Source organism: Pseudomonas sp. TCU-HL1 (assembly GCF_001708505.1).
Taxonomy (GTDB): Bacteria; Pseudomonadota; Gammaproteobacteria; order Pseudomonadales; family Pseudomonadaceae; genus Metapseudomonas.
Genome location: NZ_CP015992.1, coordinates 3,804,973 through 3,824,074, shown reverse-complemented (window position 1 = coordinate 3,824,074; position 19,102 = coordinate 3,804,973). Strand labels below are relative to the sequence as shown.

Annotated in this window: 21 protein-coding genes, 1 tRNA gene and 2 pseudogenes; 11 read left to right on the top strand and 13 right to left on the bottom strand. The window is 61.3% G+C overall.

The window, feature by feature from the left end:
- Positions 1–57: 57 nt before the first annotated feature.
- Entirely contained in the window at positions 58–666 is a 609-nt protein-coding gene (locus THL1_RS17755) for a hypothetical protein (RefSeq protein WP_069086555.1), read from the bottom strand.
- A 173-nt stretch (positions 667–839) separates the two neighbouring features.
- Here THL1_RS17755 and THL1_RS17750 point away from each other — a divergent pair, with 173 nt between their 5' ends.
- Positions 840–1,133, top strand: coding sequence for a DUF1883 domain-containing protein (locus THL1_RS17750; protein ID WP_069084458.1), 294 nt, complete (start codon positions 840–842; stop codon positions 1,131–1,133).
- Positions 1,134–1,229: 96 nt separating this feature from the next.
- On the opposite strand, the gene metH is transcribed toward THL1_RS17750, so the two are convergent.
- Positions 1,230–4,922, bottom strand: coding sequence for a methionine synthase (gene metH, locus THL1_RS17745; protein ID WP_069084457.1), 3,693 nt, complete (start codon positions 4,920–4,922; stop codon positions 1,230–1,232).
- A gap of 212 nt (positions 4,923–5,134) precedes the next feature.
- Between metH and THL1_RS17740 the strand changes: the two genes are divergently transcribed.
- Together THL1_RS17740 and nfuA are read left to right on the top strand one after the other, a co-directional pair.
- Complete coding sequence (locus THL1_RS17740) at positions 5,135–7,381, top strand: fatty acid cis/trans isomerase (RefSeq protein ID WP_237234845.1); 2,247 nt, start codon at positions 5,135–5,137, stop codon at positions 7,379–7,381.
- Positions 7,382–7,478: 97 nt separating this feature from the next.
- Entirely contained in the window at positions 7,479–8,063 is a 585-nt protein-coding gene (nfuA, locus tag THL1_RS17735; RefSeq protein WP_069084455.1) for a Fe-S biogenesis protein NfuA, read from the top strand.
- Positions 8,064–8,201: 138 nt separating this feature from the next.
- Here nfuA and THL1_RS17730 read toward each other — a convergent pair whose 3' ends face one another.
- The 3 genes and pseudogenes from THL1_RS17730 to THL1_RS17725 form a co-directional block, all read right to left on the bottom strand.
- On the bottom strand, positions 8,202–8,444 hold the full coding sequence (locus THL1_RS17730) for a DUF1272 domain-containing protein (protein ID WP_069086554.1): 243 nt from the start codon (positions 8,442–8,444) through the stop codon (positions 8,202–8,204).
- 28 nt (positions 8,445–8,472) lie between these two features.
- A pseudogene (locus THL1_RS30760) lies at positions 8,473–8,556 on the bottom strand (hypothetical protein); the annotation flags it as partial.
- Between the two features lie 261 nt (positions 8,557–8,817).
- Positions 8,818–9,087, bottom strand: coding sequence for a hypothetical protein (locus tag THL1_RS17725; RefSeq protein ID WP_069084454.1), 270 nt, complete (start codon positions 9,085–9,087; stop codon positions 8,818–8,820).
- 314 nt (positions 9,088–9,401) lie between these two features.
- Here THL1_RS17725 and THL1_RS17720 point away from each other — a divergent pair, with 314 nt between their 5' ends.
- Entirely contained in the window at positions 9,402–10,070 is a 669-nt protein-coding gene (locus THL1_RS17720; protein WP_083245933.1) for a PA2778 family cysteine peptidase, read from the top strand.
- A 109-nt stretch (positions 10,071–10,179) separates the two neighbouring features.
- Positions 10,180–11,043, top strand: a complete 864-nt coding sequence (locus THL1_RS17715; RefSeq protein ID WP_069084453.1) for a transposase — start codon at positions 10,180–10,182, stop codon at positions 11,041–11,043.
- Positions 11,044–11,169: 126 nt separating this feature from the next.
- Here THL1_RS17715 and THL1_RS17710 read toward each other — a convergent pair whose 3' ends face one another.
- Positions 11,170–12,453: an NAD(P)/FAD-dependent oxidoreductase gene (locus tag THL1_RS17710; RefSeq protein WP_069084452.1), complete on the bottom strand. Its 1,284-nt coding sequence runs from the start codon at positions 12,451–12,453 to the stop codon at positions 11,170–11,172.
- 184 nt (positions 12,454–12,637) lie between these two features.
- Here THL1_RS17710 and THL1_RS17705 point away from each other — a divergent pair.
- A tRNA-Val gene (locus THL1_RS17705) sits at positions 12,638–12,714 on the top strand.
- Positions 12,715–12,813: 99 nt separating this feature from the next.
- On the opposite strand, the gene THL1_RS31430 is transcribed toward THL1_RS17705, so the two are convergent.
- Both THL1_RS31430 and THL1_RS31425 read right to left on the bottom strand, forming a co-directional pair.
- Positions 12,814–13,155: a tyrosine-type recombinase/integrase gene (locus THL1_RS31430; protein ID WP_414703761.1), complete on the bottom strand. Its 342-nt coding sequence runs from the start codon at positions 13,153–13,155 to the stop codon at positions 12,814–12,816.
- Between the two features lie 21 nt (positions 13,156–13,176).
- Positions 13,177–13,628: pseudogene (locus THL1_RS31425) on the bottom strand (hypothetical protein); the annotation flags it as partial.
- 423 nt (positions 13,629–14,051) lie between these two features.
- On the opposite strand from THL1_RS31425, the gene THL1_RS17685 reads away from it, so the two are divergent.
- The 4 genes from THL1_RS17685 (at position 14,052) to THL1_RS17670 (ending at position 15,898) form a co-directional block, all read left to right on the top strand.
- Positions 14,052–14,345 carry a hypothetical protein gene (locus THL1_RS17685; protein WP_069084450.1) on the top strand — a complete coding sequence of 98 codons (294 nt, stop codon included), beginning with the start codon at positions 14,052–14,054 and terminating at the stop codon, positions 14,343–14,345.
- Positions 14,346–14,442: 97 nt separating this feature from the next.
- Positions 14,443–15,111, top strand: coding sequence for a DUF2971 domain-containing protein (locus THL1_RS17680; protein WP_069084449.1), 669 nt, complete (start codon positions 14,443–14,445; stop codon positions 15,109–15,111).
- Positions 15,112–15,359: 248 nt separating this feature from the next.
- Positions 15,360–15,566, top strand: a complete 207-nt coding sequence (locus THL1_RS17675; RefSeq protein WP_069084448.1) for a hypothetical protein — start codon at positions 15,360–15,362, stop codon at positions 15,564–15,566.
- A gap of 98 nt (positions 15,567–15,664) precedes the next feature.
- Entirely contained in the window at positions 15,665–15,898 is a 234-nt protein-coding gene (locus THL1_RS17670) for a hypothetical protein (RefSeq protein WP_069084447.1), read from the top strand.
- On the opposite strand, the gene THL1_RS17665 is transcribed toward THL1_RS17670, so the two are convergent.
- The 3 genes from THL1_RS17665 to THL1_RS17650 all read right to left on the bottom strand — a co-directional run bounded on the left by THL1_RS17665 (position 15,895) and on the right by THL1_RS17650 (position 17,551).
- Complete coding sequence (locus THL1_RS17665) at positions 15,895–16,818, bottom strand: DNA cytosine methyltransferase (RefSeq protein ID WP_069084446.1); 924 nt, start codon at positions 16,816–16,818, stop codon at positions 15,895–15,897. The genes THL1_RS17670 and THL1_RS17665 overlap by 4 nt on opposite strands.
- Positions 16,819–17,114: 296 nt before the next feature.
- Positions 17,115–17,354 (bottom strand): hypothetical protein, encoded by a 240-nt coding sequence (locus THL1_RS17655; protein ID WP_069084444.1) that lies wholly within the window; start codon positions 17,352–17,354, stop codon positions 17,115–17,117.
- Positions 17,351–17,551: a hypothetical protein gene (locus THL1_RS17650; RefSeq protein WP_069084443.1), complete on the bottom strand. Its 201-nt coding sequence runs from the start codon at positions 17,549–17,551 to the stop codon at positions 17,351–17,353. The genes THL1_RS17655 and THL1_RS17650 overlap by 4 nt, the downstream gene beginning before the upstream one ends.
- Before the next feature lie 414 nt (positions 17,552–17,965).
- On the opposite strand from THL1_RS17650, the gene THL1_RS17645 reads away from it, so the two are divergent.
- On the top strand, positions 17,966–18,361 hold the full coding sequence (locus tag THL1_RS17645; protein ID WP_069084442.1) for a hypothetical protein: 396 nt from the start codon (positions 17,966–17,968) through the stop codon (positions 18,359–18,361).
- Here THL1_RS17645 and THL1_RS31420 read toward each other — a convergent pair.
- Both THL1_RS31420 and THL1_RS17635 read right to left on the bottom strand, forming a co-directional pair.
- Positions 18,358–18,609, bottom strand: a complete 252-nt coding sequence (locus THL1_RS31420) for a LexA family protein (RefSeq protein WP_069084441.1) — start codon at positions 18,607–18,609, stop codon at positions 18,358–18,360. The genes THL1_RS17645 and THL1_RS31420 overlap by 4 nt on opposite strands.
- Entirely contained in the window at positions 18,597–19,100 is a 504-nt protein-coding gene (locus THL1_RS17635; protein ID WP_069084440.1) for a hypothetical protein, read from the bottom strand. The genes THL1_RS31420 and THL1_RS17635 overlap by 13 nt, the downstream gene beginning before the upstream one ends.
- Between the last annotated feature and the right edge of the window lie 2 nt (positions 19,101–19,102).

Below are 19,102 nucleotides of genomic sequence, written 5' to 3'. Positions count from 1 at the left end.
AATCCTACCACTGTCCCTGAAACGGTGGCAGGCCCGCCGACCGGCCGGTTGGGCGCTTCAGGGCGCCTCGACGCTGATGGCCAGGGCAGAGCTCATCCGGATCGCGACTTCCTGATTGAGGTACGAGGGTTTGAGCTCGATGTCAGGCCGCACCCGGACGACCTTGCGACTGCCATCGGCGAACTCCAGGGTGGCGGTGTGCTGGGTGGTGTCGATGGCCTTGACGATGGCCGTGACTTCCTCAGTGTCCGCGACCAGCATGCCCGGCTTGCTGCCTTGTGGCGTTGTCGCCACCAGTCCGGCGGCGGCATCGTTCCGATCCTGGCCGGGCGCACGCAACTGGATCACGCGTTCGTGCGTCACGATGGCTTTGACGCGGTCGCCTGCCTTCAACTGTGAAAAATTGCGCATCTGCGGCACTGCGTTGAAGGTCTGGCGGTTGCCCTGCTCGTCCTCGAGGGTGAACGTGCGCTTCTGCTGGTCGACGGCCGTGACTACCGCCCAAACCTGCTCCGTCTCGGATTCGACACCACCGGGTACGCCTGGGGCATAGGCGCTGGCTGTGCTGGTGGTCGCGTTCAAGCCATCGTTTTCAGATTGGCTGCTGCAGGCCCCGAGGAGGCTGAGGGTGATCAAGAGCGCTGGAGTGTGGCTGCTGTGCGACATGTCGTGTCCACCTTGGTCGATCAGGTTCCAGAAGGTTTGGCTGCGCCGTCGGAGGTTCTCCAGTCCCACCCGGGCATCCCGCCTGGTCGGCTACTTCAGCGTAGGCGAGGCGGCGGCAATTGCCTCCGTGGTATTCTGGCGCGCTGTTCGATCCAGCGATTCGGGAGCTGTTCATGAAGTTCATCCACCAACGCGAGCACCTCAATGAGGGTGATCTTGTCGTCATTCAGTGCTCGCAGACCTGCAACATCCGTCTGATGAGCGATGCGAACTTCCGCAGCTTCAAGAACGGAGGCCGCCACAGCTACCACGGCGGCGCGTTCGACCGGTTCCCGGCGAAGATCGTGATCCCCAGCACCGGCTTCTGGAACGTCACCCTCGACACCGTCACCCGCCGCGCCATCAGCGTGACGCGCAAGCCCAACTTCGAGTGGTCGATCAAGTTTGTAAGGCGTACCAAGGGCTGAGCCCAAATATGAAAATGCCCCGCCAGTGCGGGGCATTTTTTATTCCATGCATTGAGGGAGCGAATTCATTCGCGAATGAATTCGCTCCACAGCGGATCAATACTCGTAACCCAGGTTCGGCGCCAGCCAGCGCTCGCTGATGGCTTGGTCCTGCCCTTTGCGCTTGCTGTAGCTCTCCACCTGGTCGCGCTCGATCTTGCCGACGGCGAAGTACTGCGCTTCCGGGTGGGCGAAGTACCAGCCGCTGACGGCGGCGGCCGGGAACATGGCGTAGTGCTCGGTCAGGGTTACACCGCTGGTGCCCTGCGGGTCGAGGAGGCGGAAGAGGGTGCCTTTCTCGGTGTGGTCCGGGCAGGCCGGGTAACCGGGCGCCGGGCGGATGCCCTTGTACTGCTCCTTGATGAGCGCCTCGTTGTCGAGTTGCTCGTCAGCGGCGTAGCCCCAGTGCTCTTTGCGTACACGCTCGTGCAGCCACTCGGCGCAGGCTTCGGCCAGGCGGTCGGCCAGGGCCTTGACCATAATGGCGCTGTAGTCGTCGCCCTTGGCTTCGTACTGCTTGGCCAGTTCCTCGGCACCGATGCCGGCGGTGGTGATGAAGCCGCCCACGTAGTCGGTGATGCCGCTTTCCTTGGGGGCGACGTAGTCGGCCAGGCAGAAATTTGGCTTGCTGTCGGGCTTGATGGTCTGCTGGCGCAGGTGGTGCAGGCGTGCCAGGGCCTTGCCGTGGCCGTCATAGACCTCGATGTCGTCGTGGTCCACCTGGTTCGCCGGCCAGAAGCCGAACACGGCGCGAGCCTTGATCAGCTTGCCTTCGATCAGTTGCTTGAGCATGGCCTGGGCATCGTTGAACAGCGAGGTAGCCGCTTCACCCACCACTTCGTCTGTGAGGATGCGTGGGTACTTGCCTGCCAGGTCCCAGGCAATGAAGAAGGGCGTCCAGTCGATGTACCGGGCCAGCACCGCCAGGTCGATGTCTTCCAGGACCTGCGCGCCAGTGAAGCTTGGCTTGGCGGCACGGTAGTTGGCCCAGTCGAACTGGGGTTTGTTGGCCAGGGCGTCGGTGTAGGCCAGGCGCTCGGTGCGGGAGGCGCGGTTGGCGGTGCGCTCGCGGACCTCCGAGTAGTCGATGCGGGTCTTCTCGACGAAGCCGGCCTTCAGTTCCTTGGAGAGTAGCTGCGTGGCCACGCCCACGGCGCGCGAGGCGTCGGTGACGTAGACGACGGCGTCGTTCTGGTACTGCGGCTCGATCTTCACCGCCGTGTGGGCCTTGGAGGTGGTGGCGCCGCCGATCATCAGTGGCAGGTTGAACCCCTGGCGCTGCATTTCCTTGGCAACATGGACCATCTCGTCCAGCGACGGGGTGATCAGGCCGGAGAGGCCGATGATGTCGCACTTCTGCTCGCGGGCGGTCTGCAGGATCTTCTCCGCGGGGACCATCACGCCCAGGTCGACGATGTCGTAGCCGTTGCAGCCGAGTACGACGCCTACGATGTTCTTGCCAATGTCGTGTACGTCACCCTTCACGGTGGCCATGAGAATCTTGCCCTTGGCTTGCGGCTTGTCGCCTTTCTCTTCCTCGATGAAGGGAATGAGGTGGGCCACCGCCTGCTTCATCACGCGGGCGGACTTCACCACCTGCGGGAGGAACATCTTGCCGGCGCCGAACAGGTCGCCGACGACGTTCATGCCGGCCATCAGCGGGCCTTCGATCACTTCGATGGGGCGCGCGCACTGCTGGCGGCACTCTTCAGTGTCTTCGACGATCCAGGTGGTGATGCCCTTGACCAGCGCATGCTCCAGGCGCTTGGCCACCGGGTAGCTGCGCCATTCCTCGCTCTCGGCCTCTTTCACCGCGCCGCCGCCACGGTAGTTGTCGGCGATGGCCAGCAGGGCCTCGGTGCTGCCCTCGTGGCGGTTGAGTACCACGTCCTCGACCTTCTCACGCAGCTCGGCCGGGATCTCGTCGTAGATCTCCAGCTGGCCGGCGTTGACGATGCCCATGGTCAGGCCGTTCTTGATGGCGTGGTAGAGGAAGACCGAGTGGATGGCCTCGCGCACCGGGTTGTTGCCACGGAACGAGAACGACACGTTGGACACGCCGCCGGACGACAGTGCATAGGGCAGCTCGTCGCGGATGTAGGCGCAGGCCTCGATGAAGTCCACCGCGTAGTTGTTGTGTTCCTCGATGCCGGTGGCCACGGCGAAGATGTTCGGGTCGAAGATGATGTCTTCCGGCGGGAAGCCCACTTCATTGACCAGGATGGCGTAGCTGCGCTGGCAGATTTCCTTCTTGCGCGCGGCGGTGTCGGCCTGGCCGACCTCGTCGAAGGCCATCACCACCACGGCCGCGCCGTAGCGTTTGCATAGGCGGGCATGGTGCTTGAAGGCCTCAACGCCTTCCTTCATGGAGATCGAGTTGACGATGCCCTTGCCCTGTATGCACTTCAGGCCGGCTTCGATCACCTCCCACTTGGAGGAGTCGATCATGATCGGCACGCGGGAGATGTCCGGCTCACCGGCAATCAGGTTGAGGAAGGTGACCATGGCCGCCTGGGAGTCGAGCATCCCTTCGTCCATGTTGATGTCGATCACCTGGGCGCCAGCTTCAACCTGCTGCAGGGCGACCTCCAGGGCCTCGGTGTAGTTCTCTTCGCGGATCAGGCGGGCGAACTTGGCGGAACCTGTGATGTTGGTCCGCTCGCCCACGTTCACGAACAGCGAGTTGCGGTCGATGGTGAAGGGTTCCAGGCCCGACAGGCGGCAGGCCTTGGGAATATCCGGAATGACGCGCGGCGGGTACTTGGCCACGGCTTCGGCGATGGCCTGGATGTGCGGCGGGGTCGTGCCGCAGCAACCGCCGACGATGTTGAGGAAGCCGCTGGCGGCGAACTCCTCGACCACCGCGGCCATTTCTGCCGGGGACTCGTCGTATTCGCCGAAGGCGTTGGGCAGGCCGGCGTTGGGGTGGGCGGAGACACGGGTCTCGGCCTTGTTCGCCAGTTCCTCCAGATAGGGGCGCAGTTCCTTGGCACCGAGGGCGCAGTTCAGGCCGATGGAGATAGGCTTGGAATGGCGCACGGAGTTCAGGAAGGCTTCCGTGGTCTGGCCGGAGAGCGTGCGGCCGGAGGCATCGGTGATGGTGCCGGAGATCATGATCGGCAGCTCGAAGCCCAGTTCTTCGTAGACGCCCTGCACGGCGAAGATCGCCGCCTTGGCGTTGAGGGTGTCGAAGATGGTTTCAATCAGGATCATGTCGGAGCCGCCCTCGATCAGGCCGCGGGTGGCTTCGGTATAGTTTTCCACCAGTTCGTCGAAGGTGACGTTGCGGTAACCGGGGTTGTTCACGTCCGGGGAGATGGAGCAGGTGCGGCTGGTCGGGCCGAGCACGCCGGCCACGAAGCGAGGTTTGGCCGGGTTCTCGGCAGTCTTGGCGTCGGCCACTTCACGGGCCAGGCGCGCGCCTTCGACGTTCAGTTCGTACACCAGCTCTTCCATGCCGTAGTCGGCCTGGGACACGCGGGTGGCGTTGAAGGTGTTGGTTTCCAGAATGTCCGCGCCGGCGTCCAGGTAGGCCTTTTCAATGGCCTGGATCACGTCTGGACGGGTCAGCAGCAAGAGGTCGTTGTTGCCCTTCACGTCGCTCGGCCAGTCGGCGAAGCGGGCGCCGCGGTAGTCCTCTTCCTGCAGCTTGTAGCTCTGGATCATGGTGCCCATGCCGCCGTCGAGGATCAGGATGCGCTCTTTGAGTGCCTGTTGCAGGGCTTGCTGGCGGGCGATGTGGTCGGACATGGGAACTACCTGAGGGATGGCGTGAACAAAGGCGGGGATGATAGCAAAACCTTAGTAATTTTTAGCTTGTCCGCCATTTCCATGAAATTTGTTCATGTTGGCAGCGGGGCGGGATCGCCCTCCCATGCTGCAAGCCTCTAGAATCCGCCTATTCATTCCTCACGGACCGAGTCATGTCGCCGCATACCCGGGCTTACCTGTTTGTCCTGCTCATGCTGTGGATGCGCCTGACGGCGGCGGGAGAACTGTCCTACAGCCGCGACGTCCAGCCGATCTTCACCCAGAAGTGCGTAGCCTGCCACGCGTGCTACGACTCGCCCTGTCAGTTGAACCTGGGCAGTGCCGAAGGCGCGGCGCGGGGGGGCAGCAAATTGCCGGTTTACGACGGTGGCCGCACCAAGGCCCAGGACACCACCCGGCTTTACTTCGATGCCCAGGGCGCTGAGGCATGGCGGCGCAAGGGTTTCCACTCCGTGCTCGATGCCAGCGGCGCCCAGGCTGCCCTGATGGCGCGGATGCTGGAGCTGGGCCGCAGTAATCCGCCCGAGGCCAATGCAAAGCTGCCCGCCGAACTCGATATCGGCATCAGCCGTCAGAATCAGTGCCCCTTGCCTGGAGAGTTCGACGACTACGCCCGCAAGCACGCACAGGCCGGCATGCCGTTCGCCGTTACCGGCCTCAGTGAAACGGAATACCAGACGCTGCAGCGCTGGTTGGCTGAGGGCGCCAAGGTGGACGAGCAGGCAGTGCCGCCTAGTGCCGCAGAGATTCGCCAGATAGCCGAGTGGGAGACACTATTGAATGCGCCGGGGGCACGAGAAGTGCTGGTGGGCCGCTGGCTGTTCGAGCATCTGTTCCTCGCTCATCTCTATTTCGAGGGCGGTGAGCCCGGCCACTTCTTCCAGCTGGTGCGCTCGCGTACCCCCAGCGGCCAGCCCATCGACCCCATTGCCACGCGCCGTCCCAATGAAGACCCGGGCAATGCCTTCTATTACCGGCTCTGGCCCATCCAGGGCGTGATCGTGCACAAGACCCACATCACCTATCCGCTAAGTGCGAAGAAGCTGGCGAGGGTCAAGGAACTCTTCTATTCCGGCGACTGGGTGGCTGATCAGGTACCCGGCTACGGCGCCCAGCGCCGCGCCAACCCGTTTGAAACCTTCCAGGCCATTCCGGCCAAGGCACGCTACCAGTTCATGCTGGATAACGCCGAGTATTTCGTGCGCACCTTCATCCGTGGCCCGGTGTGCCGTGGGCAGATCGCCACGGACGTGATCCGTGACAACTTCTGGACGCTGTTCCAGGACCCGGCCCATGACCTGTACATCACGGATGCCGAGTACCGAGAACGCGCCACGCCGCTGCTGGCAATGCCCGGCCAGTTCGACGACATCGGCGACCTGCTGGGCCTCTGGCGCACTTACCGCAACAAGCGCAACGCGTACGAAGCGCTACGTATGGAGGCTTATGCCGATGCGCCGTCGCCCAGTTGGGCGCATATCTGGACCGGTAACGACAATGCGCTGCTGTCGATCTTCCGTCAGCACGACAGCGCCTCGGTACGCAAAGGCCTGATCGGCGAAATACCGCAAACCATCTGGTGGATGGACTACCCGCTCCTTGAACGCACCTATTACCAGTTGGTGGTCAACTTCGACGTATTCGGCAATGTCTCCCACCAGGCGCAGACGCGGCTCTACTTCGACCTGATCCGCAATGGTGCCGAGGTCAACTTCCTCCGCCTGATGCCGGCGCAGGCCCGCGCCGGGCTGCTCGGCGATTGGTACCAGCGCAGCGGCAGGGTAAAGATGTGGATGGACTACCAGAGCATCGACAACGATACGCCCACGGCCCTGCCACTACCTGAACAGGACCCCAAGCGCGTCTTTGCCCAAGAGCTGCTGACCCGCTATGCCGGGCTCAATGCGTGGCCCGACCCGATCAACCGTTGCGCTGGCGCCCGTTGCTTCCGGCCGGGTATCGCGACCGAACTGAAAGAGGCCGAGCAGGCCTTCAGCCGCTTGCTCAGCCGGCCCGCGGCGGGGCTCAAGGTGATCGAGCAGTTGCCGGAGGCGACCCTGCTGCGCGTGGAACTGGTCGACGGCCGTCGTGAGGTCTACAGCCTGTTGCGCAACCGCGCTCACAGCAACGTGGCATTCATGCTGGGCGAGGCGCTGCGCTACCAGCCAGGCCTGGATAGCCTCACGCTCTATCCGGGCGTGCTGTCCAGTTACCCGAACTTCGTCTTCAACCTGAAGGCGGGGGAGGCGGAGGCCTTCGTCAACGCACTGGAGCAGGCGAAGGATAGTGCCGCCTTCGAGAAGGTGGTGCAGCGCTGGGGCATTCGCCGTACCCATCCGCAATTCTGGTTCTACTTCCACGACCTGGCGGCCTACATCCGCGAAACCGAGCTGGTGGAGGCGGGTGAGTTGGATATGAACCGCTATCAGAACCTGTGAGTCTGGGCTGGACGCGAATTATTCCTACTAATTTGGTAGGGCTTTAACCCCTGTTCCCCTTTGGCGTACACTGCGCCCATGTTTGCGAGGAGTTGCCATGAGCGCCATCACCATTACCCAGGCTGCCCAGGATTATCTGGCTGACCTGCTGGAAAAACAGAACACCCCCGGCATCGGCATTCGTGTCTTCATTACCCAGCCGGGCACCCAGTACGCCGAAACCTGCATTGCCTACTGCAAGCCGGGCGAACAGAAGCCCGAGGACAATGCCGTGGCCCTGGCTGCTTTCACTGCCTGGATCGACGGCGTCAGTGAGCCTTTCCTCGAAGATGCGATAGTGGATTACGCCACCGACCGCATGGGCGGCCAGCTCACCATCAAGGCGCCGAACGCCAAGGTTCCGATGGTTAATGAGGAAAGCCCGCTCAATGAGCGCATCAACTATTACCTGCAGACCGAAATCAACCCGGGGTTGGCCAGTCACGGCGGTCAGGTGAGCCTGGTGGACGTGGTCGAGGAAGGCATCGCCGTACTGAAGTTCGGCGGTGGTTGCCAGGGCTGCGGCATGGTCGACATGACCCTGAAGGATGGCGTCGAGAAGACCCTGATGGAGCGCATCCCGGAGCTGAAGGGCGTGCGCGACGTCACGGACCACAGCAACCGCGAGAACGCCTACTACTAAGGCCTGTGCGGTACGAAAAAAGGCGACCTTCGGGTCGCCTTTTTCATGTCTGGATACTTGTGGCGATTTCAATCGCGAATGAACTCGCCCACACACGTGCTCGGTGTGAGCACAGACGAACGACGCGTGCGTGCGGATTCAGCCGGGGCAGCCGGCGGGTTTCAGGATGCGTTGGCCGGAGGCGGGAAACCTGGCCAGTTTCGAGGCCGGGCGAATCGGCCGGCGCACCAGCTCGCCGCCGCAGTTCGGGCACGTGCCGTGCAGGCGTTGATCGGCGCAATCCGGGCAGAATGTGCACTCGAATGAACAGATTCGCGCCTCGGCGCTGTCGGGTGGCAGGTCCTTGTCGCAGCATTCGCAGTTGGGGCGCAGTTCCAGCATGGCGTCGTCCTCGATCGGCGGTCGGGTGTCCGAAACGCTCCGCATACTCCTGCGGGCTGACGGACAGGTGCTTGTGAAATATGCGACGCAGGTTTTCCAGATGGCCAAAGCCGGTGACGTTCAGGCTCAGGACCTCGGCGAGGGTCAGGCAGGCGATACGGCGAATCGGTTCCATGACGTTCTCGGAAGAGCAGAAAGCGTCAGTCTGAAGCGAATGAAAGGTGGCAACAATGACAATAAGCGCACAGATCTCGCCAATCTGGCTTGGGCGAATTCAACGGTAGGGACGGCGGGGGAGGGGGCGGAGAAAGAAAGTGGCCGGGGCGGGCAGGAGAGTCCTGCCCGCCGCGCATTGGGCACTGAAGCGGGAGTGTTACTCCGGCATTGTCCAGGGCTCTAGGCTGTAGCCTTTGCGGCTCAGCTCTTCGCGGGATTGTTTGAGGATGCTGGCCAGTTGTTCGGGGTCGGAATAGGTGCTGCTCGGGATCTTCGAGCGACCCAGCAGTCGAGTGCTGGTGCGGTCGATCACGCTGATGCTGAGTTCGCCAGTGCCGTCCTGGAGTGCCCAGGCAACGCATTGGAAGGGTTTGAATGCACGACCGGCGATGATCAGTGCTTCGTTGAAACGCAGCGGAGTGTTCATGGGAGGGGGTCTCTCCATATTGTGCCCAATGAAGGTGGCGGCGAGGCTTCAGAGCTTCGTTACGCCGTTGTGAATGTGGATGGCGAGACTTGACCGATAAGTCACAAGGCGTCGTGAAAAATTAAGTTTTTGTCGCTGAAATGAACGGGTAAGCGATTTTTGTATCGGCTTTTGTGCGTTTTTGCCTGGGCTATAGGTATACAGGGCCTCCCTGCATTGTTCCGAATCGACGCCGATAGGGGCGGTGATGTACCGCCCGGGATTCGGCACGTATCATCGGCGATCGATCGAGGTTACCTACAGCGAGTGTTGCCGTGCCCGTTCTGAACCGTCTGTTCCGCCCAGTTCTTGTCGCCACCTGCGTTGCACTGCTCGCAGGCTGCTCCGCTCAACCGCTGTCGCCCAAGCTGCGCGCAGCACCGGAACGGGTCGAGCTGAGCGGCGTACCCTTCTTCGCCCAGAATGCCTATCAGAGTGCGCCCGCGTCGATGGCGGCCCTGCTGACCCAGCAAGGGGACGAAGTAACGCCTGGCATGATCGAGCGCGAGTTGCAGTTGCCGCAGAAGGAAGCGTCGCTGCGCGAGGGGCTGGCGGCGGCGGCGCGTCAGCACGGTCTCCTGGTTTATCCCTTGGGCAACCAGTTGGACGACCTGCTGGAGCAAGTGGCAGCCGGCAATCCGGTGCTGGTGCATCTGCGCGAAGGCTTTGGCTGGATGCCCACCTCGCGCTATGCATTGCTGATCGGCTACGACCTCAAGAATCAGCAGGTTCTGCTGCGCCATGGGCATGAGCGGCGAGCCCTGATGAGTTTCAGTGGCTTCGAGTCGGGCTGGTCGGAGGCGGGTAGCTGGGCGGTTCTGGTGCAGGCGCCAAACCAGTTGCCTGCGTCGGTAGGGCGGGCGCGTTGGCTGAAGGCGGCTGATGAGCTCGCCGCAGCGGGCCAGGTCAATGCTGCCAAAATGGCCAGACTGCAGATGCCCTGAGTGTTCGGTACAAATGAAAACGGCGCCTTGCCAGACTGTGTGAAAACCTAGCAGTCCGCTGTCGAGATGAAGACAATGCCCGTATCGATCGATACGGGCATTGTCGTTTATGGGCTACATCCAGGGCGAGGGGCGCCAGCAGAGCAGCCTGTTTCCACCGACGCTGGACGAACTGGTTCCCGAGGACCATCTGGTGCGGGCGATCGAGGCCTATGTGGCCCGATTGGATTTGCAGGCCTTGGGCTTCAGCAAGGCGCAACCGCAGAAGACCGGTCGTCCGCCCTACGACCCGGCGGACCTGCTCAAGCTCTACCTGTACGGCTACTTTCAGCGCATTCGCTCCTCGCGGCGGCTGGAGGCCGAGTGCCAGCGCAATGTCGAGGTCATGTGGCTGTTGGGCCGGTTGGCGCCGGACTTCAAGACCATCGCCGATTTTCACAAGGACAATGGCGCGGCCTTCCAGGCGTGTGACGACGCGGGCATCACTGCGTTTGTGCCGCCGAATCGGGGCGTCAACAACCAGGGCGGCGACACGCCGCTGTTTGACCGCGAGGCCTTTACCTGCGACGCGGCAAGCGACCGGTACCAGTGCCCGGCGGGCCAGTGGCTGCCGCTCAAGCAGGTGAGCGGTACGCAGCGCATCTACGCGGCCCGAACCGATTGCAGCACCTGCCCGTTGCAGCCGCAGTGCACGAAAGCCAAGCGCCGGTACCTTACCCGCCATGCTCATGAAGCGGCTTTGGCGCGCATGCAGCAGCGGATGCAGGTGCGGCCGGAGATGATGGTCAGGCGCCGAGCCATCGTCGAACACCCCTTCGGCAACCTGAAGCAGTGGATCCTGGGCAATGGCCGCTTCCTGCTGCGCCAGTTGCACGGTGCCAGCACGGAAATGGCCTTGGCAGTGCAAGCCTATAACCTGAAACGAGCCATTCAGGTACTCGGTGCTGGTCGGTTGATCGAGTTGATGGACTGAGCCCGCGTTGCGCTTTCCTTTACCCCTGAAACGGCAACGCCCCGAACCAGTCGGGGCGTTGCGTTGGCCTCACATCAGGGCGTTTTCACACGACCTGTTGCGGCGCCGTTTTCATTTGCGGGTCAATCAGACACCCAGCTTGTCGCGCAGGCTGTAGTACCAGGCACCCATCGCGGTGAAGGGGACGCGGAACACCTGGCCACCCGGGAACGGGTAGTGCGGCAGGCTGGCGAAAGCGTCGAAGCGCTCGGCCTGGCCACGCAGGGTTTCGGCAATCACCTTGCCGGCGACGTGGGTATAGGTCACGCCGTGGCCGCTGCAGCCCTGGGAATAGTAGATGTTGTCGCCGATCCGGCCGACCTGGGGCAGGCGCGACAGGGTCAGCAGGAAGTTGCCGGTCCAGGCGAAGTCGATCTTCACGTCCTTAAGCTGCGGGAAGGTCTTCAGCAGTTTCGGCCGGATGATGGCTTCGATGTTCGCCGGATCACGGGCGCCGTAGACCACGCCGCCGCCGTAGATCAGGCGCTTGTCGCCGGAGAGACGGTAGTAATCCAGCAGGTAGTTGCAGTCCTCGACGCAGTAGTCCTGCGGCAGCAGGGACTTGGCCAGTTCATCCGATAGCGGCTCGGTGGTGATCACCTGGGTGCCGCAGGGCATGGACTTGCTGGACAGCTCGGGAATCAGGTTGCCCATGTAGGCGTTACCGGCAACGACCACGAACTTGGCCTTCACACGGCCTTTCGGGGTATGTACCACAGGGTTTGCACCGCGCTCGATGCGAGTGGCAGGGCTCTGCTCGTGGATCACGCCGCCCAGGGACTCGACGGCTGCGGCTTCGCCCAGGGCGAGGTTCAGCGGATGAATGTGGCCGCCGCTCATGTCCAACATGCCGCCGATATAGTTGTCGGTCGCAGCGACTTCACGGATGCGCTTGGCGTCCAGCATTTCCAGCTGGCTATGGCCATAGCGTTCCCACAGTTTCTTCTGGGACTCCAGGTGCGCCATCTGCTTCTGGGTGAAGGCCGCGAACACGCCGCCGTCCTTCAGGTCGCATTTGATGTCGTACTTCTTGATGCGGTCGCGAATGATACGGCCGCCTTCGAACGCCATCTCGCCCATCAACTGGGCATTCTTGGCATTGGAGGTGCGCTCGATCACGTCGATGTCGCGGCTATAGCTGTTAACGATCTGGCCGCCATTGCGGCCGGATGCGCCGAAACCCACCTTGGCGGCTTCGAGGATGGTGACCTTGAAACCGTTTTCCAGCAGGAACAGGGCGGTGGAGAGGCCGGTGTAGCCTGCGCCGACTACGCAGACATCGGTTTCGGTCTCGCCTTGCAGTTCAGGGCGGGCCGGTACCGGGTTGGCCGAGAACGCATAATAGGATTGGGGGTAGGGAGTGTGCGTCATAATGGAATCTCTGTTTTTTATTTTTTACAGATGAGGTGATGCTACCTGAGTTGGGTCGAGCCTGCTAGCCTCTGTGCAAAATATTCAACGTGGCAATGAACAGTAAAAAATCCACTTTTTCAGAGAGTTAGCGAAAAAAGGTGTTGACAGGGAAAAGTTAGTCCGTAGAATGCGCACCCATCGAAGGCACATAGCTCAGTTGGTTAGAGCACCACCTTGACATGGTGGGGGTCGTTGGTTCGAGTCCAATTGTGCCTACCAAATCGAACCCGCAGCACGCGGGCTTAGAGGGGCGATCCGAAAGGGTCGCCCCTTTTTGTTTTCAATAGATTTTCAATATTTTTTCCAAACGCCCTCCACCTATAGCTTCAGATCGGCACCCACGCGCTGGTACTGAACGCCCTTCTCCTCGTGGCCGGCCTGGTAGTGCTCGGTCATCTTCACGTCGGCATGGCCCATCAGCGCCTGGATGTACTCCTGAGGATAGCCCTGCTGCTCATAGAGCCAGGCGCCCAACGCCCGGATCTCGTGAAAGGTCGGCCGCTCCGCCTTCGGCATCGTCTCGTAGGCCTTGGACTCATTCCGGGCCTTGGTGAAGGCCTTCGTCAGGTAGTCCTCGGTCACGGCATTCCAGTGGCGCTTGGCGTCCAACTGTTCCCGCTTCCTCGCCTTGGGCGAGTAGTGGATCAGGTAGGGGCACACAACCGCCTGCTCGTAGGTGATGTCCTGGATGCGCTCGACGCGCACAGCAGTGACCTCCAGCAGGATGCGGCTGTCCTTGCGGAACATGTGGATGGCCGGAGTCCACTTCTTCACCTGGCAATGGGCGCCATCGTCCAGGTCGGCGCGGTAGGTCAGGCGGCAGCCGATGTCGGCGTGGGTTTCGCGCACCCACAGCCGGTCGCCGGGTCTGCCGTAGGGGCAGAATGATCCCCCAACTCCTTAGCGCACTCGGCCTCTGTCTCGCCGAAAACGCAGTAGCCATAGCGCGGATGGCGCTGACCCAGCGCGCTCCAGCGAGGGCCACCGGGTTCGATTTCGGCGTCCTCGGTGGGGATTTGTGAGCCTTTCACCGGTCGCCTGGTGACTGTCTTCCGGCCTTCCAGGATGGCGCGGACCATGGGGCCGCTGAACAGGATGGGGCGCTCGCGGAGAGTTTGGTTTTCTGTGGGCATGTGGAGTCCTTTGCCACATGAAGTGGCTACAGTTAGGCATTGGGTGCAGAGGAGTGGCGATATGAAATGCGTGAACTGCTTGTGCGAGGCGCAGCAGATTCCTTCCGAACTAGATGGCGTTGAGATCAACTGCCCCCACTGCGGTCATTTTGGTGTCTCGGCGAGCGTTCTGAGGCAAAGGCTTGGCCGACCTTTTGATGTCGAGAAAACCAGGGTATTTCTCCATAACTGGCGCGACATCAATCCTGGGCGGTTCCCCGTGATCGATAGCGCGAACGTGATTTGGGCGCCGTCGGCCTAGTGCGTTTGCTAGTTGCCTGATTGGCGTTATCAGTTGAACTGGTGGTGTGCCGTAGTGGCGCTATGACATTAAGTGGGCTATTGGTTTCTTGTCGGACACGGAGCCAGACAAGGGGCGGAACGATGGATCGCAGCTACGTCTACAAGCAGTTCATCGGCAGGTACCCGGACGCAAAAGAACATGCCTTCGAGGCCGGCAAGGATCGTTCCTGCTCTGTCATGGTCGGCTTGTTCTATGGCGTCGTGGAGGTGGTGTTTGTGGGGGTGTATCTCCCTGACGGCCGGCTCAAGTCGGAGCATCTGTATTTCGAGAATGACCTGTGTAATGCGCTCGGCGTCATTCGCGTCGATCCAGAAGATGCCCTGAGTTTCGGCAAGCAGCGCGCTACGACTACCTGCCTAACAGGCCATATCTAACAGGAGGCATGGTTGATTCTGCTTCGTAGTGGCGCTATGGCATGGAGTGGAGTAGGTTCGGGAGCCCGGTGTTGGGCAAAACAAGGAAAGGGAAGAGATGAGTACGCGGCTTGTTTACCACTTCTGCAATGAGGAGTTCGGGCTTCAGAATATTGAGAAGTCAAGGTTGAAAGTTGCTACGATAATGGATTTGAATGATCCCTTTGAGCTTCTAGCGTACTCATCGCCTGATCGTGATATGAGGGGGCATATCAAGAAGTTCAAAGAAAGTGCCGCTAAGCAATTCGGCTTCATATGTTTTAGCAAGTCTTTCAGAAGCCCTGTGCAGTGGGGGCATTACGCGGACAAGCACAAGGGGGTCTGTCTGGGATTTGAGGTGCCAGCAGATAACCTGCACTCTATCGAGTACCGATCAGGATGGATTGAGTTTGACATTGGAAAATATGTTGATATGTCAAAGAAGGACCGGTCGGAGTGTATGCAGCGGCTCCTTCGAATAAAGCACTCTCAGTGGCGGTATGAGCGCGAGGTCAGGCGCATCCTGCTTTTGAGTGAGTCTGTAAAAGACGGCGACCTTTACTTCGGAAGCTTTGAAAGCGTAGGTAAGTTGAAAGAGGTGATTGTCGGCTGTAACTCAAAAGTCACTAGCGATGACTTAAAGAAAAAACTGGGCGACAGATACGGCCAAGTAGATTGCTTCAAAGTTCGTACTGCTTTTCGATCCTTTCAGATTGTCAAGAATAGGGACCGCAGCCTCTGGCAATAAGGCCTGCCTACACCAGCCTGCAATGCCACGACTGCGCATAGGCCACCCCGTCGATGATCTCTGTTCCGGTGATCACCAGGGCGAGGGTGCGTCGCACAATGGTCACATCTCAGGCCTAGCCTGATCGTGCGACACAGAACCTCACGCCTATACTTCGTTGGTTAGCCAGCCCGTGTGGTTGGCTTTTTTTTGCCTGCCATTTGGTGGTGCTCATGAGGCTGATTGGCCTTTCACTCGGGAGGATGTCCATGGACATAGCGATTCAGCGGCTCAACGACCAGGGAGGAGATGTGTGGCAAGTGGAAGCCTGCGGAATGGCGGTGTCGTTCAAGGATCAAGCCTCGGCGATTTCCTTCGCTGAGAAGCTCAAGGAGCGCGTGGAGGCGCCTCACTGTGTCTCGGAAGATGTACTCCAGCGCTGGGCTGACGAGCATTCCAGGATGTGCGCGGAGTAGTGCAGTCGATGACCTCCCCGACCAGCGAGGTCGAGGAGGATGGCGCACCGCACGCTGCTGTGCCTAACTCTCTGAGCCCAATTCCCGGAGGATCGAGCATGGCGAGTGAACATTACTGGCAGAAGGCTGACCAGCTGGCGCGCGAGGCAGCCAAAGCGTTCAATGCAGTTGCGGACTTCCTCAGTTCTGGACCTGACTTAAGCGATGACGATGTAAGGGTCGACTACTGGGAGCTCCAAAGTGCAGCAATCGTGGCTGCGGAAGTGTTCAAGGAGCACTATGAGCGCTCTTTGACCGGAGGCGGCAGCGGAGGGCTGGACGCTGACGACTAGGCGGCTTCCAGCAACGCCTCGATGACCTTCTGCCCAGCCACTGGCGGTACCGAGTTGCCGGCCATGTGCACGGTCAGGCGGTGGTTGTCCGGCCGTTGGGTTTCCCTCGGAAACGACATGGCCGCCAGGCACTCGTCGGCGGTGAGCATCCGCATTTGGTCACCGTCCACCAGGGCCCAGCGGTCGCGGGTGGTGATGGTGCCAATGGGGCGCTCCAAGCTGCGTCCGGTGAGCCCGGAGCCCGAGCCGTAGTAAGGCATCAGGAAGCGGTCGCCGTACTGGCGCCGGCCGTTGCGTACCCGCTCCAGGGTTGCTGCGGCACGCCCGGGCCGCCCGATGGGCGTCCAGGTCCCGGCGTTGAAGTCGATGAAGCTGGCCGCCGGCACGTGCTGGTGCTGCTGCAGGTTGAGAATCAGCGGCGCGCGGCTGCGGGTCAGGAGGATGAACAGGCGCACGCGGTGCTGGGGCACGCCCAGGTCGGCGCAGTCGACGATGTGCGGGCTGACCTGGTAGCCCAGCGCCCGGATGGCCATCTCCCAGGCTGGGTACAGCTCCCAGTTCACGAACTCTGGGGTGTTCTCGATCACCCCGGCCTCTGGCCGGTGGTACTCCAGGCAGGACACCGGCGCCCAGGCAATGGAGCGCGAGGCGTCGTGCTGCGGGTTGCCCGACTTCTTGCCGCGCGCCTTGCTATGGCCCTGGCAGCAGGGCGAGGCCAGCATCAGGTCATGCGCCGGCACCTGTGACCAGTCGACCTGGTGCAAGTCCTGGCAGGCGTGCTGGGCGGTGGGATGGTTCTGGCTGTGCCAGTGCACCGCGTCGGGCCAGTGGTTGGCCGCCCAGATGACTTCGGCGCCGGCCTGGCGCGCAGCCCAGGAGAAGCCGCCAAACCCGGCGAACTGGTCGATCGCTTTGATCATGCTGCTGATTCCCTGTCGTAGTGGATTGGCTACAGTTCATTTGCCTGCAGCAGAGGAGGAAGCGTGATGAAGTGCTTTATCTGTGGTGCTGAAGCGAGTCCGGGGGCCTCAACTGGTGACTACGAGTGGGTGGCCTGTCCGGACTGCGGTGAGTACAAGGTCACGCGGTCAGCCCTCGAGCTGCTGTCGAAGAACGGCTGGTCGTTCAACGTTGGTGAGGCAAGGAAGTGGATCGCCAGCTTTCAAAGGTCTGGAGAAACGGCAGTCATAACGGCTGACCGGGCTGCAAGGCTCATCTAGCGACCAGCGCTCTGCTTGGAATCGTTGAAGATGTCGAGCTGGGCCTTGGCGCATTCGGCTGGGCCATGGGGGAGGGGCTTGGGCTGCGTGAAGAACTCCTCCAACTCGTCATCGGGGAGGTCAGCCACGTCGATCCAGTCGGGGTGCATCTGCTTCCACGTGTTCGGATGCAGCCAGCGCGCCTCCTTGCGGTCGGGGCTGGAGCAGAAGCAGTGGCCCTGGTCGCGGAGGCTCATGAGTTCAGTCCTCTCCCTGGCTCGTCCAGGTCGCGGCTGTGGCCATCCTCGATGGTCAGTTGCTGGTCCACCGTGTAGAACGGGAGGTACACGTTGCAGTGGCCGGAGACCTGAATGGCGAAGTGGTTGATGTGGCCTTGGCCGAAGTCCCGCGCGTAGTTCGGGCATCGCGAGTATTCCTCGCAGCACTCCAGCACTCCAGCGCTTCCCGCTCTTCGTCATGCACCTTTCCGCAGGTCGGGCATCCCCAGAGCTCGTAGACTTCCGGCATGCAGCATTCGCGCGCATCGTCCTCGTCCTTGTAGATCTCGTCGCAATGACTGCACTTCCAGAGAGGCTTGGCTTCGAGCTTGCTCATGGCTTTTTCCAGGTCGAGCGATGCCGTGCCGCTGGTGCGGCTGGCGGGTGGGATGGGGTAGGTGAAAACCGGCCTATGAGCGGGTTTCAGGATGAGGTTGGTAGACGCTTGCTCGGTAATTTTCGAAGGGCGCTATTGCTCGGCTAAACTGGCCTTTTCCCTGGCCATCTGGTCGGTTGCAACTCCTACCGCTGTCTATACCTACTGGTGCCGGTTTCTTGGCATCCATTAAGACATTGCAAGGGAGAAGGGCATGGCAAGCGAAGTTCACGTCAATGCTGAGACGTTTGAAGCGGCTAGTGAGGAAGAGCGTCTTCAGGTTCACGAAATCATGACCAAGCTTAGGATCATGGACCCGGAGGATTCATTTGTGCCAGATGACACAGTAGCGGCGGTCGACATCCCTGACTTGGATGCATTGAGACAACAGCCTTTGCCTGAGGTCGTGGAGTTTGGCTTTCCGGGAAATGTCCTCGACGCAATTGGCAACGCTGTCGGTGGAGCATCAAAGGAAGTCTGTAAATCCGGATGTAACAAAGCTGCGGACTTCGCGCTTGTTGTTTGTGCACTTGAAACTGCGGGGACGGGCTTGGCGTTGTGTATAGCGGGGGCGGAGGCGGCGCGAGCTCTGTGCAGGGATAGATGCTAAACAAGGACGCCTCGAGGGCCACCGAGCGAGGGGCTAGTACTCAGGGCGAATGCTGCGGGCGACCCGTTCGGCCCGAGTGATGAGACCTTTTTTTCCAGTGCGTCGAGGCGCTGCTGCAGGGCGAAGGATCGGACACCCGCCAGCTTGGCTAGCTCAGCCACGGTGGGCGAGTAGCCTTTCTCCTCGATGAAGGAGCTGATGTGCTGCGGGGTTTCGGCCTGCTTGGGGGAGGGAGTCAGTCGCGCCATTCGTCTTTCAGTTCCTGTCGGAGCTCGCGGTCGGCGAGGCTGATGCCTTCGGCCATCAGAAGTCGCGCCACGTTTTCGCTGATTTGAAATTCGTGGCGCGGGATGGCCAGCAGCGAATTGGAACCAGATCGGCCAAGCCAGTGGGCGTGCGTGATTGAGTGCTCAAGGGCGTGGCCTTCCTTCTTCAGGCCGAGCCATCGAGTGATGTCCTCCAGCTTCCTCCGCACGCCGGGGCGCGCTCGGTGGCGTAAAGGCTCGGAAACGGACGACTCTCGAATGGCAGCGGCTGGCACCGCCTCGGCACCCATAGTATGGAAGTTGAGGACCAGTACCTGGATGGCTTCGGCCCATTGCGTGTAGCCGTGCCAGTTCATCAAATCGTCCAGCAGCTTTCGGGTGCCGATCTTTACGCTATGCCGCAGCTCAACTTCCCCGACCATAACTCGTCGCTCTTCGGTCTCCTGGTCGCGTTCCTGCTGGGTCTTGGCCATGC